General features: G+C 48.4%; 19 protein-coding genes. 2 read left to right on the top strand and 17 right to left on the bottom strand.

Annotation, left to right across the window (positions count from 1 at the left end):
* Positions 1 to 381: 381 nt before the first annotated feature.
* The 4 genes from L0156_15380 to L0156_15365 are packed head-to-tail and all read right to left on the bottom strand — an operon-like array spanning position 382 to position 3,463.
* Entirely contained in the window at positions 382 to 1,320 is a 939-nt protein-coding gene (locus tag L0156_15380; GenBank protein MCI0604378.1) for a hypothetical protein, read from the bottom strand.
* A gap of 12 nt (positions 1,321 to 1,332) precedes the next feature.
* Entirely contained in the window at positions 1,333 to 1,533 is a 201-nt protein-coding gene (locus tag L0156_15375) for a hypothetical protein (protein ID MCI0604377.1), read from the bottom strand.
* Positions 1,530 to 1,841 (bottom strand): hypothetical protein, encoded by a 312-nt coding sequence (locus L0156_15370; protein MCI0604376.1) that lies wholly within the window; start codon positions 1,839 to 1,841, stop codon positions 1,530 to 1,532. Before L0156_15370 ends, L0156_15375 begins: the two co-directional genes overlap by 4 nt.
* A 38-nt stretch (positions 1,842 to 1,879) precedes the next feature.
* Positions 1,880 to 3,463, bottom strand: coding sequence for a hypothetical protein (locus tag L0156_15365; protein MCI0604375.1), 1,584 nt, complete (start codon positions 3,461 to 3,463; stop codon positions 1,880 to 1,882).
* Between the two features lie 260 nt (positions 3,464 to 3,723).
* Between L0156_15365 and L0156_15360 the strand changes: the two genes are divergently transcribed.
* Complete coding sequence (locus L0156_15360; protein MCI0604374.1) at positions 3,724 to 4,179, top strand: hypothetical protein; 456 nt, start codon at positions 3,724 to 3,726, stop codon at positions 4,177 to 4,179.
* A 105-nt stretch (positions 4,180 to 4,284) separates the two neighbouring features.
* On the opposite strand, the gene L0156_15355 is transcribed toward L0156_15360, so the two are convergent.
* The 11 genes from L0156_15355 to L0156_15305 all read right to left on the bottom strand — a co-directional run bounded on the left by L0156_15355 (position 4,285) and on the right by L0156_15305 (position 9,246).
* The gene (locus tag L0156_15355; protein MCI0604373.1) at positions 4,285 to 4,890 is read right to left on the bottom strand and encodes a hypothetical protein; all 606 of its coding nucleotides are present in this window, start codon (positions 4,888 to 4,890) and stop codon (positions 4,285 to 4,287) included.
* Between the two features lie 75 nt (positions 4,891 to 4,965).
* Positions 4,966 to 5,268 carry a hypothetical protein gene (locus L0156_15350; GenBank protein MCI0604372.1) on the bottom strand — a complete coding sequence of 101 codons (303 nt, stop codon included), beginning with the start codon at positions 5,266 to 5,268 and terminating at the stop codon, positions 4,966 to 4,968.
* A gap of 3 nt (positions 5,269 to 5,271) precedes the next feature.
* Entirely contained in the window at positions 5,272 to 5,829 is a 558-nt protein-coding gene (locus L0156_15345; GenBank protein ID MCI0604371.1) for a hypothetical protein, read from the bottom strand.
* A gap of 49 nt (positions 5,830 to 5,878) precedes the next feature.
* Positions 5,879 to 6,040: a type I toxin-antitoxin system SymE family toxin gene (locus tag L0156_15340; protein ID MCI0604370.1), complete on the bottom strand. Its 162-nt coding sequence runs from the start codon at positions 6,038 to 6,040 to the stop codon at positions 5,879 to 5,881.
* A 19-nt stretch (positions 6,041 to 6,059) separates the two neighbouring features.
* Complete coding sequence (locus L0156_15335) at positions 6,060 to 6,482, bottom strand: hypothetical protein (protein ID MCI0604369.1); 423 nt, start codon at positions 6,480 to 6,482, stop codon at positions 6,060 to 6,062.
* A gap of 24 nt (positions 6,483 to 6,506) precedes the next feature.
* Positions 6,507 to 6,923, bottom strand: coding sequence for a hypothetical protein (locus L0156_15330; protein MCI0604368.1), 417 nt, complete (start codon positions 6,921 to 6,923; stop codon positions 6,507 to 6,509).
* An 11-nt stretch (positions 6,924 to 6,934) separates the two neighbouring features.
* Positions 6,935 to 7,246: a hypothetical protein gene (locus tag L0156_15325; protein ID MCI0604367.1), complete on the bottom strand. Its 312-nt coding sequence runs from the start codon at positions 7,244 to 7,246 to the stop codon at positions 6,935 to 6,937.
* Between the two features lie 256 nt (positions 7,247 to 7,502).
* Entirely contained in the window at positions 7,503 to 7,826 is a 324-nt protein-coding gene (locus L0156_15320; protein ID MCI0604366.1) for a single-stranded DNA-binding protein, read from the bottom strand.
* A gap of 39 nt (positions 7,827 to 7,865) precedes the next feature.
* Entirely contained in the window at positions 7,866 to 8,039 is a 174-nt protein-coding gene (locus L0156_15315) for a hypothetical protein (GenBank protein ID MCI0604365.1), read from the bottom strand.
* A 95-nt stretch (positions 8,040 to 8,134) separates the two neighbouring features.
* A complete protein-coding gene (gene ssb / locus L0156_15310) occupies positions 8,135 to 8,557 on the bottom strand; it encodes a single-stranded DNA-binding protein (GenBank protein MCI0604364.1) in 423 nt (140 codons plus the stop codon).
* Positions 8,558 to 8,799: 242 nt separating this feature from the next.
* Positions 8,800 to 9,246: a reverse transcriptase-like protein gene (locus L0156_15305; GenBank protein MCI0604363.1), complete on the bottom strand. Its 447-nt coding sequence runs from the start codon at positions 9,244 to 9,246 to the stop codon at positions 8,800 to 8,802.
* Positions 9,247 to 10,017: 771 nt separating this feature from the next.
* Here L0156_15305 and L0156_15300 point away from each other — a divergent pair.
* On the top strand, positions 10,018 to 11,097 hold the full coding sequence (locus L0156_15300; protein ID MCI0604362.1) for a hypothetical protein: 1,080 nt from the start codon (positions 10,018 to 10,020) through the stop codon (positions 11,095 to 11,097).
* A 55-nt stretch (positions 11,098 to 11,152) separates the two neighbouring features.
* Here the strand turns inward: L0156_15300 and tadA (L0156_15295) are convergent, their stop codons facing one another.
* Both tadA (L0156_15295) and tadA (L0156_15290) read right to left on the bottom strand, forming a co-directional pair.
* Positions 11,153 to 12,304 (bottom strand): Flp pilus assembly complex ATPase component TadA, encoded by a 1,152-nt coding sequence (tadA, locus tag L0156_15295; protein ID MCI0604361.1) that lies wholly within the window; start codon positions 12,302 to 12,304, stop codon positions 11,153 to 11,155.
* A gap of 35 nt (positions 12,305 to 12,339) precedes the next feature.
* Complete coding sequence (tadA, locus tag L0156_15290; GenBank protein MCI0604360.1) at positions 12,340 to 14,607, bottom strand: Flp pilus assembly complex ATPase component TadA; 2,268 nt, start codon at positions 14,605 to 14,607, stop codon at positions 12,340 to 12,342.
* Positions 14,608 to 14,674 lie beyond the last annotated feature (67 nt).

Raw genomic sequence — 14,674 nt, 5'->3', positions numbered from 1 at the left:
GTTGTTCCCACTGGCACGCCGGAAAACTCTACCAAACTTCTGATCCTTTTTCCGAGCTGTGCCTCTGCCTGCTCCTTCGAAAAATAGGAGCGCTTCATTTCTTTTGAAGAATTAACCATAGTTCGCAGATCCTGCAGAGTCTATTCTCCATGTTTCTGTTGCTTCATAACAAGAGTCATTGTTCCGAATTCGTGTTCTTCTTGATGGCAGGGCGGACAGAATCGGAATGTTTGCCAGGAACTGATGCCGCTGTAGTGCAACTCGCAATCGGTGTGCTCTCCGCATCTATGGCAGTTAGTGAGCACTGTGAAGTGGCGCGACTGATCGAAATCGGGTGTCCATGGACAACGAAAAACTGGACCAGACAATGAATTCGGGCCATCATTCGTCATCATCGAATCGGATCAATCGTTCGGGAGCAAGTTCGACCATGTAATCGAGCTGCGATTTGACTTTGTCAAAACCCTGCTTGACGATTTCCCGGGCGCTTTCGGATTTGCGCAGCGCTTTGATATCAATTCCCGCACTGAGCTGTCGCAGGATGTCTGCCATTTGTTCGAGTTCCCTGGCGTTTGTAACATTCTTTTCCTTGAAAATCTGCAGGAACTCCAGGAGCTTCTCCAGCGAGCCTTTGCGAAACTTCTTCTGTTTACCGTCAGGACCCGGCGTGAGACTCTCAACCACTTTATTCACAACGTCCCGCATTTGTTCTGTAAGACCCGCGACGAACTGATCGGCAATTTCGCTCACGATTTCCTTTGTCTTTTCAGCTTCCCGCCGAAAAATCAGCGGTGAGACTCTCTCCAGTCTTCCAGGAACTCCGAATTCCCGGTACTCGTGCACCACGGAAAACGCTGCCTTTACTTCTTCAATTGGTGGATAGTCGCCTGCATTCCAAAGAGTGCGGAGCGATCTTTGGTCTTCCAGCATTCGCATCGTGTACACTGCCAGGAATTCCGGCACCAGGATTTGTTGTCTCTTCTGCATAAATTCCTGGATTTTTGCATCAACCTCGTCAACAGACTCCGGAACTGTCGCGAAAATACTGGATTTGAATTCAGGCACCGATAGACATCTCCATTTCAGATACGACTTCATCTGCCTGTCTTCGCGATCGATCGCCTGCTTTTCTTTGCACTTAAGAATTGTTTTGTGGACGTGCAGGCGTTGCTTATCTGCATCTACGCTGACCTGGTCCTTTGATACGCTCCTCTTTGTCCCAAGGCTTCGGATACCCAGCCGGAAAAGGATGCACTTTTCTAACAGGTTGCTTAATTGACCTGATGCCTGCACATTTTCCGCAATTTCAGCTGTAATCATGAATCGTCCTCCTTACCGCTCTTGTTCGAGCTTAGTTTTGCTCTCTGATCTTGATTGTCTCTGTTTCGTTGCAGAAGTCTGTCCACCGAGCAACCGGGAAACAAACTCCAGAAATTCGTCTGCGCTCTTGTGATTTACTTGACCCACATCGCCAGTGGATGTCTTCACCGTTCCATCTTCAAGGATCTCAATATCGATCCAATCCTCTTTCATAACCCCCTCTTGGTTGCGCGCACTTTGTTCCCGGGGATCCGTTTCAAGTTCCAGCCATACTTTCGCGCGGCTGTTTGAACGACCTTCTTGCTGTACGCGCGCTTTACCTCATTAACAACGGCAAGATCATTCGCACCAACGGTTATTTCTCCGTTGGCAATGCGAAAACTTCTACCGTGACCATAGCAGTACAAGCAGCCGTTGACTTCTTCAACTTTGTAACCGAGACTTTCTACTGCGCTCTTTAGAAGCGTCGGATGCGCAGCAGTTAATTGAACTGTCGTGAGTCTGATGAGATTGCAAGGCATTCGGGTATCCTTTATGAAGTTTGATGGCCTGTGAAGATCTATACTTCTACGGGCTGTGTTAGTATCAGCCGCGTCTCTTGAGGGTCACCGGTATCTTGCTTGTTAACCGGGATTCGCGGATGCATGTAGACTCCACGGCAGGATGCAGAGATAAAACGCCCGTGAGCCAGCCTTCGAATGGCTTCAACTATTTCCGGACTCGACTGCGACACCGGCACGACATATTTGCTCGCTTCCTGAAGCGAAATATCGAGTCGCCACGCAATATCACAGCAGGTTTTGATTTCCGCGCCGGTCCAACCTTCGTCATTTGGGCGTACTTGTTCTGAGATGTTGAACTTGCTTAAGTATATCTGCCAGATGGTGTCCCTTTCCTCCGCGTTGAGCAGATCAAAGAACCAGATTCCTAACGTGAATCTTCTTCTGAGTTCCGATGGGAGCGAATTTACATTGTTGCAGGTGAGAATAAACAAGGGCCGTCCATTGCTTACTGCACCTACAATTTTGAACGCTTGCCGATAATACGCTTCGCTGGCGCCTACCAGAGAATCCTTCATCGCATTGACATCCATTGTGAGCACAGGGATGCCGGTTTCCGTGCCCGATGCCTTGGCAACCAATGACTTTCCTCCGCCAGCTACTCCATTGAAAATCATTCCGGTGGCATCCGTGTCCTGCATGTATCTCAACCACGTCCCGAGAAAATCTTGAGAAACCCCAGAGCTATCTCCGATCACATTAGTTGCTCCAGCGATGCTCTTTTCGCCTTCGTCAACTAAAACGATCGCTCCGGGCGGATTTTTTCCGTTCAGTATTCTTGATAGGAATTGCTTGATGTTTTCCAGTCCTCCGATCTGCACGAATGTTTCTTTGCCTTTCCAAAAACCGAGTCCGCGTGTGGCTTCGATCAATCTGCGTTTGTAGTTCCAGAGGCTCGCAAGGTCTAATCCCTTTGTCTGATCGTCCAGGTTCATCGCCGTTACCTGTTCGATAACAAATGCTGTTGATAATCCTCTTACGGCGTCAACGGCTTTGTTGAGAACTTCATCAGGCGCTTCGGAAAACCTGGCGTTCTTGAATTGCTGCTGGATGATTTCCTTTACTTGCTCCGCATCTGGTACTTGTTCATCCAAAAGTATCAGATCCTGGGTCAATTCCGGCGGTATTGTCATGCCGGGCGAGAGGAGGACAAGCATTCGTCCATCTCTCTTGTACACATCGCGCAGGTTCCAGATGCCCTGAGAGACCGGCTCCAAATTAATGTACCGGTGGGCGTTCAGGAAAAACAGAATTGCACCGCTGGGAAGATCGGCTCCAGCTTCCAACGCCTCTCCCGGATTCGTGAATGACGATACATCCGGTTTTTCCGTGTTGGCATCAGAAAATGAGTTTGCACCTTTGCTTACATTTTTCTGAGCGATAACAGTAAGCATCAAATCGATGGCTTCTTCACCGGCTTTGTTTACAGGGCTGAACCCACGGATGATGTCCCAACACACAAGCGCCGGCGCTTCTTTAAACGATTTCGCGATTCCTCTCATAGTGGCTGCCGGATCAAAAGTACTGATGGCTACGATTGGAACCGAAACTTTACGCGCTTTCTTGAATTCCTTGATCATCACGCTTCAACCTCTCTGAGTTTTCATTTTTTTTTCAGACTGAAAACCGAGACCGCATTGCTCCGCTCTATAACTTCAGCCGTCTTGTCAGATGCCTTCAGATAAAACAGATCTGAATTCCAATCGATAAAAGGTAGAATGATGTTTGCATCATTTTTCTATTTGGAAGCGTCTTGCGCGCTGCTTGTCATGAAAGCGAATATCCTGGCTTTGTTTTTGATCTTGTGCTGGTTGCCTTCTCAGGTGCCTCGGTCGAAAACACCGTGTCTCCAAAGGTTGTCTTTCTTCCTCCTGCATGGCCGGTTGCGCACCAAAAGGCAGGTTGCCCGATTGCTGGTTTTCAAGGTTTAGAGAAATTTGCAAAAGAGCAACTTGGGGATGCGTATGTCTCCTTTGACCTTTTAAGACTCCATAACGCCGGGATCGGCACTTATTACATCTACGATCGTAAACATTGCAAGCTTATCGGATCGGTGCTCGGCGCCAATACGTTCGTAATGATACAGGTTCGGCCTGGAAGCCAAGGTGATAGGTTCTGCGATACCGAGCTTTACAACTTTGAAGGAAAGGTCTATTCCGCAATCGCCGATGAAAAAAAGATTCTGTTTCATTTTAAAGACTTTACCAGTGTGCAAGCGGAGAGCGAGTTATCTCGGATCCGAAAGCAATGCTTTTTGACGATTCTGGCCGCTGCCAGGAAAATTACAGGAAAGAACTAGCGCGACATGTTTGGATCAAGTTAGATGGATCGGTGTTGCTACTTAAATCTGGTTTCGGAACTACAGAATGGACAAGATCAGGATGTGCTTCGTTAGATGCAACTATTAATACAGGAAGTTTAAGAGCTGTACTTCGGGATCGTTTGGAAACGCTGATCGATACATATTAATTACCGTGTGGACATCGTTCTTCGGAATACCTTCTCCCCGGGAGGGCGTCCCTCTGAAAGTCTGATTCAACTGAATACACTTCGGTACCCCGCGCGAATTTATGCGAACAAAGAAAACGTTCCCATCTTGTAGGTCATAGTTTTTTGCACATAACACCAATGATTTTTCGTTTCCGTTGAAGAGGATTTCGAGAGTGCCTCCGGACCAAGAATTCCGGGAAAAACTTATCGGCCCATCATTTAGTTTGGATTCGCTTTTCAGAACCGAATCAGATCCTGCCAGCAACTCGACAAGAACATGGAAAGCATATTCTTCTTTTAACGGACCAAGAATAAATACAGAGCGGATAGAGCCTTGTCCCTGGATGTACGTGTAATTTGACGGGCTCAACGCATATTCTCCCATGCTGCTCACACGGACGTTACCTGGAATTAGTTGCGAATAATCACCATAAAAGAACCACAGCGTCACGAAAATGAAATAGCCAGGGATGAGGAGCAAGAATGCCATCAAGACAGTACCCATCTTTATGCGAGGCATTTTCACATGGACAGACTAAATGAAGATTTGTGCTTCGTCAAAGGCATACCCTGACGCAAAGGTTTGTGTGAAGAATTATCGCTTTTTGAGATTTTTCTTTTCTCCTGTCTTGTGAGAATTTGCATCATCAAGGAGGATGAAATTCCAGAGTGTGGAGTCTTCTGAAAAACTTCTCTTCAAGATTTCAAGGAGTGCCGGAGGTTCTTCTCCGTATACTTCGCTGGACCAATCGACATACGACACTTCACCGGTGTCGAGAATTGCTCCCATCAGATAGGCAAGATCTGCCCCCATATTTTCTTCGCGAAACGTTTCCGTCTCATTATATGCAGTGTCAAAAACTTTTAGCGCGAGATCGGCTTTCTCTTCTTTTGTCATGAATCATCTCTCTTTTATTCCGATTTTGAATAGACTCTCCTTGGTCTTTAATTCGGCAACCAACTGTTTAACGCCCGGCTTGTGCGCGATTGAAAACTTTTCGATGTTGCATATTCCGTAGCTCCGGAGAATCGCCTCATAAGTGCTCATCGTGGAACCCGTCGATGCGATATCATCAACCAGAAGTATTTTGTGCGCTCCGATCGGAAATCGTGCTTCGATCTGTACGCGCTGATTTTCTTGACTCAAATCAACCTTGCCTTTGTGCTTCCTTGGCCGGCTCCAAAGTGGAAGAAACCGAAAACAAGGATCGCAGATTCTCTGAACATTGTTGAGTGTGTTCGTTGAGCCAGGTATTCCCACGGCAAGGTCGCATTCTGTGATGTCTTTTACGGCAGACACCGCATAATGCATCTCCCGCATGCGCGAACCATAAGTCTTGAAGTTGTAAGGGAGGCTATTGTAGCCCTCAACGAGACCTCTCATTAATCCGGCTCTCGGCGTGTAGTCATACAGGAACAAGATACCGGTCCTGATGTTCCTCCAAAGGGGAAGCAACATGTGGCACAGAATTTGGGGGCGGGGATTTAAAAGGAAGTTCAGGAGATTTCTAAATCTGAGGCTTTACTTTTTCAATGACGATGCGTTCGTTTTCAGCCTTTATAAGCACTTTATCTTCACGTCCGAAGCCGAACGACAGCAGCCACTCTCCGGCAATTCGGATAAACGGAACATACTTCTGGTTTTGAGGAAGGTAGCTGACCGATATCACTTCTGCGCTTTTCCAGGCCTCATGTCCGCTCCCGTATCTCGATTTCGGTTAAAGCGTTGAGCCGATTCAACTCTGCCTCGCCGAATCGTTCCACCACGTTGGCCGCAAACGACGGATAAATATCATCCTCCAGATCGAACTCCTCAATCGCTGAGGCTTCGAATTGTCCAACGAGACAAAGCTCATCAGCACCGTGATCAATGTCTATTCGCGTCACTTTGGCCGGTAGGGTGCAGTAAACGTCCTGCAGCAATCCGCCTTCGACAACGGCGATGATTTCCGCGGCATGCGGTCTCTTTTCTTCAGCGTTGGATTCCACGATCGTAACGTTGCAGGTTGTGCATCTGATTGCCACATGGTTTGCAGGTTCTCCAGACGCACTAATCTGGATCTGATGACCGGCGTGAGCTACAAGTTCCGTGAACGTATAAGCAGGAATCATACTTTCCTCTACATTTCCAATGATCTAGCCAGAACTTGGACTGGGCCTTCTGAAGGAGTGCCGAAACTGCTTTCCGATTTCCTGTTTTGGCAGATCCGGTCTTCGCATCTCGAATTTCTTGATGCGGTTGCTGCATGGCTCGGAAGAGTGACTATCGCACTGGGCTTCAGTTGAGGAACCGCAGTTTCCGGCTACCAGTGCCAAAAGGATCTCGCCCGGAACCTGGTCACCAAACCCAAATGCTTTGACAACTCGCACCACGACCTTTTTGAAAAGTGAAATCTTCGTGCTTGCTAGAATTATGTCGCCAAGATCCCTCTGCCATAAACGCATGTATTCCAGTAGCAGCGGTGCATCTCTTTTCAGCAGCTGCACTATTGCCGCATCATTCAAATGGGAACTGATCTCCTGGTGGATTTCGATCATTTTGCGTTCCTTCATCTGATGCCTCCTCAGCGGATCAAGAGGAACCACCGAACGCCGTTAGCTTCCCGGATGATCTTGGCCATTTCCTCCGCGCTTAAAGTGCGGTTGTCCATGACGATCGGTGGCTCAACATTCGCCACAAAGTCGCAGATTGCTGGACGTGGAAATTCCCGAAATGGCTGTCCCTCTAGATTCGAAGACCACTTGCCATACTTTTTCAGCTTACAAACCTCACGCAATGAGGCTGTGACTGTGCCGTTTCCCAGATAAGCTTCCACATAGGGAGCGCCATCTTTTGTGCCGACAAGATACACGTATTTCGACTTGTCATTCTCCATCGAATCCTCCTTCGATTGCTTTGTGATTTGGAAACGAAAACTGTGAACCGCTTAGAGGGAGAGATCAGTAAGGCCGCTCATTGGCTCGAAATCGCCGCTCCTTCCTCGTCTTTTCCTTCTTCCATCTTTCGAGATCGCAAAAACACCGTCCGCACGTATCGCAAATCAGCGTTCTGCAAAATACGCATCTTCTGTGCAGGAATTCGAAAAAATGGAATGGGGTCTTGCAATACCAGCAATGCCTGGCAGGCATAGGCTACGCCCTTGCTTCGGCACTTGATCTGTTTGGCCGCTTCAATAGCTCAACTTCCTCCAGCGTGATGTGCAGAAATGTGGCACCATTTTCTGCCTTCTTTGCGCGGAACTTACCTCCAACAAAAACTCTGCAGCCACTGGTCAAGTATTTGAGACAGTAGTCTTTCAGACTGCTGTAAACTGCGACCTGATACTGTGTTGCGCGTTTCTGTTGGCTACGCCTGAAATCATTTTCATATAGAGGAAAAGTGACAAACTCTCCTTTATCAGAAACTCTCACCTCCGGATCCGTTCCAAGATTGCCCTTAACGTAAATGTGTGCCATCTGTTGCTCCTTATTACCTGGCAGAACACGAGTGAGCCCTTATGACGCTCTCCTGAAACGATTGGCTTCGTTTTTCACCCATCTGCTGAAATTGATTTCCTTTGCCGATCGCTCGAAACGGTGTTTTTCTTTCCACTTCGCGAAAAATTGCGGGCACTTCTCAGCCATGCGGAACGTTGAAATTCCGGCTCTTCGGATATCCTGGATGCTCATGCTGACCTCCGTTTCTTTGCTGTATTCATTCGGATCAAGAACCGTGCGGGCCCAGAAAATCTCTTTCCCAGGCCCCAAAGTCCGCGGCGCTTTTCTCAGAACGGGATGTCCTCATCAGATCCGCTCTGCTCCGCCGCAGCCTCGGCTCCGTTCTCGCCAGCTGCGTCTTCAGAACCATTGCCGTTCTTTTTGTCCAGCAAAATGATCTGGGAAATACGAACCTCTGTGACGTACCGCTTGACACCGTCTTGGCCGGTATAGTCGCGGTTCTGGATTTCTCCTTCAACCATCACATGGCTTCCTTTCTTGACATACTTGCCCGCAACCTCAGCCAATGGGCCGAACGCAACGTTGCGGATGTAGGTCGTGCTTTCCTTCAACTCACCAGACTGTTTGTCTCTCCACCGCTTGTTTGTGGCAACGGTGAAGTTTGCCGTTTGCGTTCCCGAAGGTAGGAAACGAATCACGGGATCTGCGGCCACATGGCCCAACTCTTGAACTCTGTTCAGTGACTTCATACTCGCTCTCCTTTCTGAGAATGGTTAAAAATTTTGCAGGGAAAAAGGCTGGTCATTCAGGGCAACATTTCCAAGTCGTCCCTGAAAGACCATCGAACTTCTAAGGAGGTTCATCAGGATGAGTTGTCTTCCTTGCTCGCTGTCCAGCCAGTAGGTCACCCGGATGAATCAATATCAATTCAAGAATCTTTAAAACGAAAACCATACATGCCGGCTTACGAATAACCTCTCACTTTTCTTCGCTATGCCGCTAATGGTTTTCCACCGTTGCGCGCGATCGATTTGGCAATGCGGTCACAGTGTTCGTTGATGGGGTCACCGGAGTGTGCTCTGACTTTAACGAATTCGAGCTTGTGGTCCCCAAGTTGGACAACCTTCTCAATCTCATTCAGCAGCCGCGCAATTTCTGCATTTTTCCGACTCCATGGGGAACTTAACCATCCAATAATGTTCTGAGAATCGGTAAGAACCGTAACATCACACGGCTTTTTCAAGGCCCGCAAACCCTCAAGAAGGGCAGTTAACTCCATTCGGTTATTCGTAGTGTCAGGAGCACCGCCGCAAAGCACCTTTTGCTTCTCTCCGTCTTCAACGCGGTAAAGCAAGACAGCGCACCAACCACCCGGTCCAGGATTGCCTGAGCAAGCACCATCGGTAAAAATCCGAACACTCTTTCGTTGGTCACCCATGGGTTATCTACCTCCTTTTTCAAACTCAGAAACTTGAAAACAAAAACCCGCATCTCCAAAAAGGTGTATCGCTCAATTCAGGCTTCGGCCATCAACCCGTCAACCAGCACCAACCACATCCGCAACACCGCCAAAAACCGACTCCCACGTTCTTGTGCACTTTGTCGTTACCGTCTTAGGCATTACACTCCTCCACTCATATTGCAGACACAAACCCCCGCAGCTCGTTCATCGCCTTACCACCACAGGTTTCTACAAAGCTCCTCACCCCGAGTTACCACGAGCGGGGCCGCGCAGCGGAGGCCGTCAGGCCTGTGCAAGCGGTCCCGCGTCCCTTTCCTCATGCTTTGCGGGTATATGTTGCTGGGAGGGGGGTGGCGGGATGCAACTTGTTGAAAATAAACGACCTGTGTTTGAGATCGGGATCTCGAGAGCTAAGATTTTGCGGGTACACCCATACGCCTTGCTTCTCACATGGCGGAATTATCGTGGATTGGTGGTGGCGGTGGTGGTGGGATGTAAGGCCAAGAATCCGGAACGTCTAGCTGTCGGAAACGACAGCCTGTCGTTTTTTCATACATACATATAGAGGAAGAAAATCCGTAGAGAAAAAAAACTGACTGCTGCGGCGCCGCCGAACCGCATACTCCTTTTCTCCACCTGCCTCGACGATGCAATTCGGGTCACAGTCTGCTAGATTTTGCTGAGACACGCTAGGAGCCATTGAAGGATCAACTTGCACCAAGGAATCCGCCCTACGGCAGGTCGCCAATGCAGCACGTTTTGGATACATATGTCGGAAAGCACTATCTCGTTTTTGTTGATGAATCGACGCTCATGTTCTTCGATGACACTATGTCGGCTGAAGCGGGATATTTTTGTCATTCAGCTGCCTGCCTTCCCGAAGATCAATACCTTGAAGTCAAAGACGAGATAAAAAGGATTTTTCAGGAATTCCATGTGAACTCAGGTCAATCCGCATTTGAGGATTTCAAAGAATTCAAACATTCCAGTTTCAAACGCGCAAGCTTAAAACTTCGGAGGCAACTGATCGTTACTTTGCGGAACATGCTTCTGCCGCGGGGGTTATTTGTCGGTGGATTTTTCACGCCAGTACGATCTTATATACTCGAAGAAATTCGGACAGATCTGCTCGGTAGGGCGGACGAGATACCGAATGACTATTTGACTGTTTTGTATCCAAGCGCCGTTAAGGCATTGAAGCAGCTAAGCAGAGGTCCCGGCCAGTCTGGGGTTATTGCTCGCCTGTTGAATCTGCCTGTCGGTGCAATCGCCAACACTCTAAAGTCATTAAATAGCTCCTTTCAGGTTATTTATGATCCACGGGAGAAAAGGGAAGACAAAGCGGTTCGCGCGAGCGTTGAAGAATATATGTCCGTCTTTCAGAATCTTAAGTTTCAAGCACCAGGCGGCTTCGGTACATATCTTGACGACAATTTCCGGGGCATCAGTTCAGATCGACCTTCGGACGAAGAAGCCGGTCTCCAGCTCGCCGATCTGATTGCAGGCGAAGTTGTACTATTTCTTCAGGCCAATAGTGATCTTATGAGCTTTGCAGCGAACAAGCGGCTCGTCACTCAAACATCGGTCGAAAAGTTCGGAAAAGATAGCTTCATACAAATCGACGGAAAATGGTACAAAGATGGAACCCTCATTAGAATGCCGCCAGGGCTTAGAAGAAGGTTTGCTGAAGGAGATAAAAACGGAAGCTCGGTCTTTCACTACTTTTCCCGAGCGCTTGCTTCCGGTATCCTAACCTGCTATTCCTCTTGGGGACAGCCGCGTGATCTCAAACCATTTGAAGGGATTATTTTTGATCAGATCGACTGAGTTGAAATCAAGAAAATATTTCGCCGAGTCCGTGACGACTGTTATACAAATCTAGCTACGAAACTTCTTCCGTAATCCCGCTGAAATGGCCGTGAAGTAAGATGAGCTCCATATCCCGTTTTTCTCTTGCATACTTGATGGCTTCTTCGGGTGGAATGATTCCCCACTCCGCAAGATCCTTCAGGGCGTGAAACAAACTTTTCATTCCCTCAGCGCGGCCGTTGCGAAAGAGATATTCATCTATTTTGAAGGGCTTTCCATCATCAGTGCATTCTTTATTTCGGATAAGCGAAGACACCATGTAATTGTTGCGAAGAATTTCCAGGCAGGGCCATAGTGTTTCATCATACGTCTTAACGAGAATCTGGTAGATGACGGCGCGCAAAAGTTGTGAAAGAGTCAACCGCGATTCCTCCCGTTCGACATCAGGAAGGCTGTAAATCAGTCCATTAATCGCTGCGCTTGCGCTATTGGCATGCATCGTTGCGAAAACCAGGGCAGAGTTTGAAGCTTGAATAGCCGCGCGGATGGAGGGTGCGTCTTCGCTGAAAATTTCGCCGAAAACCAAAACGTTTGTATTCTCTCGCCGTGCCGACCGGCCCGCATCGTTGTAAGAGATAGTGTCGCGTCCAATTTCCTTTTGCTTGATATAACACTGCTTGTTCCGGAAGAAGAACTCTCGGGGGGATTCAACGATAGTGATTCGTCTTCCTGGTTTTGTCTGATTGATATGATCCACGAGAGCAGCAAGAGTCGTACTCTTTCCGTTATCCGCCGCGCCTGAGATCAGCACCAGGCCGTTGTGCAGTTCGGCCAGATCCTTGATTTCATCACCGGGCAAATTCAATTCTTCGAAACTCGGGACTTCATCCAGGAGTCGCCGAATAGAGATGTCAAAGTGCGAGCGCTGGTAACCCACATGAAATCTGTATCGACCGACCCCTTGTACAACATGTGAAAATTCTGTGTAGAGTTTCTTCTGTAAATTTTCTTTTAACAGTGCGCTTTTGCCGATCGTCTCTTCCACAATGGCTTTCAGATGATCAGGCGTAATCTTGGGTGTTTCGCCAGGAAAGGTCCGTGACTCACTGCCTATTTGGAAGATGGGGTATTCATTTGCCATCAAGAAGTAGTCTCTGGCGCCCTGCTGATTCCCAAAAAGCAGGATAGAGTCAAGCAAGTTCTGCGCGACATTCATTCCATCCATTCTGATTTCCCTCCTCTACACAATTTTGCTGAAGTTCATTGCATTCCAGGTAATGGGAGTTGACGCACATTCTGGAGTATGTCCTCACCATCGCAATTTGGCCGCTGTTCTGATGAAGTCATCACTTCAATCGTTGGATCCGGAAAATCTCCGGTTACGCGATGAACTTCGCTGATGGATGTTACACCATCCAGCACGTGAGCCAATCCTGACTGGCGAAGTGTGATCATTCCTTCTTTTATTGCAGTATGGCGTATTTTGCCTTCGTCTTTGCCTTCGATAATCATTGCGCGCAGAAGGGGAGTAATGGGCATCGCCTCCGCAATCACGGTTCGGCCTTTATATCCTTGTGTACAATGATCGCAGCCTTCGCGCGATGCTTCCCAAACTTCAACATCGCGGTTCGGTCGAAAATAGAAGCCCGCATCGCGGATAACTTTTGCAGATATAACAACCCGCGTCCTGCACTCTCTGCACAGCTTACGGACCAGACGCTGTGAAATGATCAGCCGCGTGGAATCGCCGATCAGGAATCGTTCAATTTGGAAATTGCGTAGACGTGTAACGACTCCTGGACTATCTGAAGCGTGGATCGTTCCAAACACCAGGTTCCCACCGATCGCTAAACGATAGCTTGCCGCGGCCGTGATTCGGTCGCGAATTTCTCCAACCAGAACCACATTTGGATCCGACCTCTGGATCGCTGGCAGAATCGAGTGGTAGCTCCGGTGCTTCATCTTGGCGCTTGTTTCAATCTGGATCTGATTCACACCCTGCACCGTGTACTCAATTGGATTTTCCAACGAGTAGATCATGAGCCTGAAGTCCTCAGCCTTTTCTCTCATGATCGCCGAAAGCGTTGTGGACTTGCCCATTCCGGTCGAGCCTGCAACGAGAACCATTCCATTGGGAAATGCAGCTGCCTTCTGCAGAAGTTCTCTTGTGCGCGCATCAAAACCTAACTCGTCCAGGTTTTTAGCTTGAGAGTCCGGATCGAAAATCCGAAGAATGCATTTCGGCATGCACTTTCCTCCGATGAACGTAGGCAGAAATTCCACGCGCAATCTGTATCGCTTTTTCCGGAATCCCTTTGCGAATGATCCTTCGTAGACCTGGTCTTCTCTATCGCCTGTATCAATGTTGCCGTCGACTTTCACAATGTTGAGGATTCTGCCGTAGTCCTTCGGCATGCGCCTGGGTGGATATAAAATTCCATCGATGCGGTACCTTACCATGAAGCGGTTTTGATCCAGGAATTCCAAGTGGATATCACTCGCACCTCTACGGAATCCTTCGGCAAGGATCTTCTTGTATTCCGCAAGGATCACATCTTCGGGAAGGACGGTCTGCAGTGCCTCAATTTCTTCACTGATATCTGCAATCTCCTCGATATCCTCATCAGGCAATGTGGAATCCTGATCAATGATCTTGCCCTGAAGCGCTGTCGTGCTCCTGTTGCGCGCAGAAAGGACCGATTGACGTTGTCCCCGGAGTGCAAGAACTTTGTCTGTCGTTGGCGCGTCCAAAAGTTCTACTCCTTTTTCATCGTACGAGCCGAGCTTGTCATCGATGGCTTTTTTGTCTGCAAGAAAAGGGGTAAGTGTAATGAATTGCCGTTCGAGCATCTGTGCGATTGCGACGAGCGCCTGCTCATCGGTTGGATCTACCATGGCAATTTGGAAAATCTGGTTCTTTTTTCCGATGCAAATTACTTTGTGTTTATGGCACAAATCCCTGGCCAGCAGTTGGATATGCTCGTTTGCTACAGGGTATCCCTGAAGGTCGACGTATTCAAACTGGTAGATTTCAGTCAATGCGGCAGCTGCCTGTTCCACTGTGCAAAGTCCCATCTCGACTGCATAATCTGCAAATTTTCTTCGGACTTTTCCATATGCGCTCTCGGTTTTCTGCCGCTCTAAAATCAAGCGGATTTGATCCATGCCGATCACGCCGTTGTTTCGCAGAATGTCTCCAATTAAAGCCTTAGAGCCCATTTGCGGTTGCGGTTTGCGCATCGAACAGTCGAGGCAAGAAGGAAGCGGCGTATTCTTTCTGCGGTCATTGGTATAGAAGTGAGTTTCGGCCCCGCAGAGGTTGCAGCGCAGAGTCTTCCACTGTTCGGATGGAATTAACTCAACTGCTCCTCCGCGAAATGCGAGTTTCAGCTGCTGCACTAGAGCAAACTGGTGTCTCGGTGCATTCGTTTGTACGGATGTAACTGCCTCTTTCTTAGGATACGATGGCGTCCGGCGCAATCGATCTTCAGACAGCGGTCTTGCCGTCCCTTCTTGATGAGAAGTCATCAAATTTCTCCTTTTTTCCAGGAACTGTACTTTGTGTACCGAAACCGGTTGTGCAACACCTATGCCA

The sequence above is a fragment of the bacterium genome (assembly GCA_022616075.1).
In the GTDB taxonomy this organism is placed as follows: domain Bacteria; phylum Acidobacteriota; class HRBIN11; order JAKEFK01; family JAKEFK01; genus JAKEFK01.
This window is presented reverse-complemented; position numbering and strand designations above follow the sequence as displayed.

Coding starts and splice junctions, on each gene's coding strand:
- L0156_15345 (MCI0604371.1), bottom strand. CDS start 5,829: ATGTTGCTTCCCCTTTGGAGGAACATCAGGACCGGTATCTTGTTCCTG.
- L0156_15350 (MCI0604372.1), bottom strand. CDS start 5,268: ATGACAAAAGAAGAGAAAGCCGATCTCGCGCTAAAAGTTTTTGACACT.
- tadA (MCI0604361.1), bottom strand. CDS start 12,304: ATGGATGGAATGAATGTCGCGCAGAACTTGCTTGACTCTATCCTGCTT.
- L0156_15355 (MCI0604373.1), bottom strand. CDS start 4,890: ATGCCTCGCATAAAGATGGGTACTGTCTTGATGGCATTCTTGCTCCTC.
- L0156_15320 (MCI0604366.1), bottom strand. CDS start 7,826: ATGGCACACATTTACGTTAAGGGCAATCTTGGAACGGATCCGGAGGTG.
- ssb (MCI0604364.1), bottom strand. CDS start 8,557: ATGAAGTCACTGAACAGAGTTCAAGAGTTGGGCCATGTGGCCGCAGAT.
- L0156_15315 (MCI0604365.1), bottom strand. CDS start 8,039: ATGAGCATCCAGGATATCCGAAGAGCCGGAATTTCAACGTTCCGCATG.
- L0156_15325 (MCI0604367.1), bottom strand. CDS start 7,246: ATGGAGAATGACAAGTCGAAATACGTGTATCTTGTCGGCACAAAAGAT.
- L0156_15305 (MCI0604363.1), bottom strand. CDS start 9,246: ATGGGTGACCAACGAAAGAGTGTTCGGATTTTTACCGATGGTGCTTGC.
- L0156_15330 (MCI0604368.1), bottom strand. CDS start 6,923: ATGAAGGAACGCAAAATGATCGAAATCCACCAGGAGATCAGTTCCCAT.
- L0156_15370 (MCI0604376.1), bottom strand. CDS start 1,841: ATGCCTTGCAATCTCATCAGACTCACGACAGTTCAATTAACTGCTGCG.
- L0156_15375 (MCI0604377.1), bottom strand. CDS start 1,533: ATGAAAGAGGATTGGATCGATATTGAGATCCTTGAAGATGGAACGGTG.
- L0156_15300 (MCI0604362.1), top strand. CDS start 10,018: ATGCAGCACGTTTTGGATACATATGTCGGAAAGCACTATCTCGTTTTT.
- tadA (MCI0604360.1), bottom strand. CDS start 14,607: ATGACTTCTCATCAAGAAGGGACGGCAAGACCGCTGTCTGAAGATCGA.
- L0156_15335 (MCI0604369.1), bottom strand. CDS start 6,482: ATGATTCCTGCTTATACGTTCACGGAACTTGTAGCTCACGCCGGTCAT.
- L0156_15380 (MCI0604378.1), bottom strand. CDS start 1,320: ATGATTACAGCTGAAATTGCGGAAAATGTGCAGGCATCAGGTCAATTA.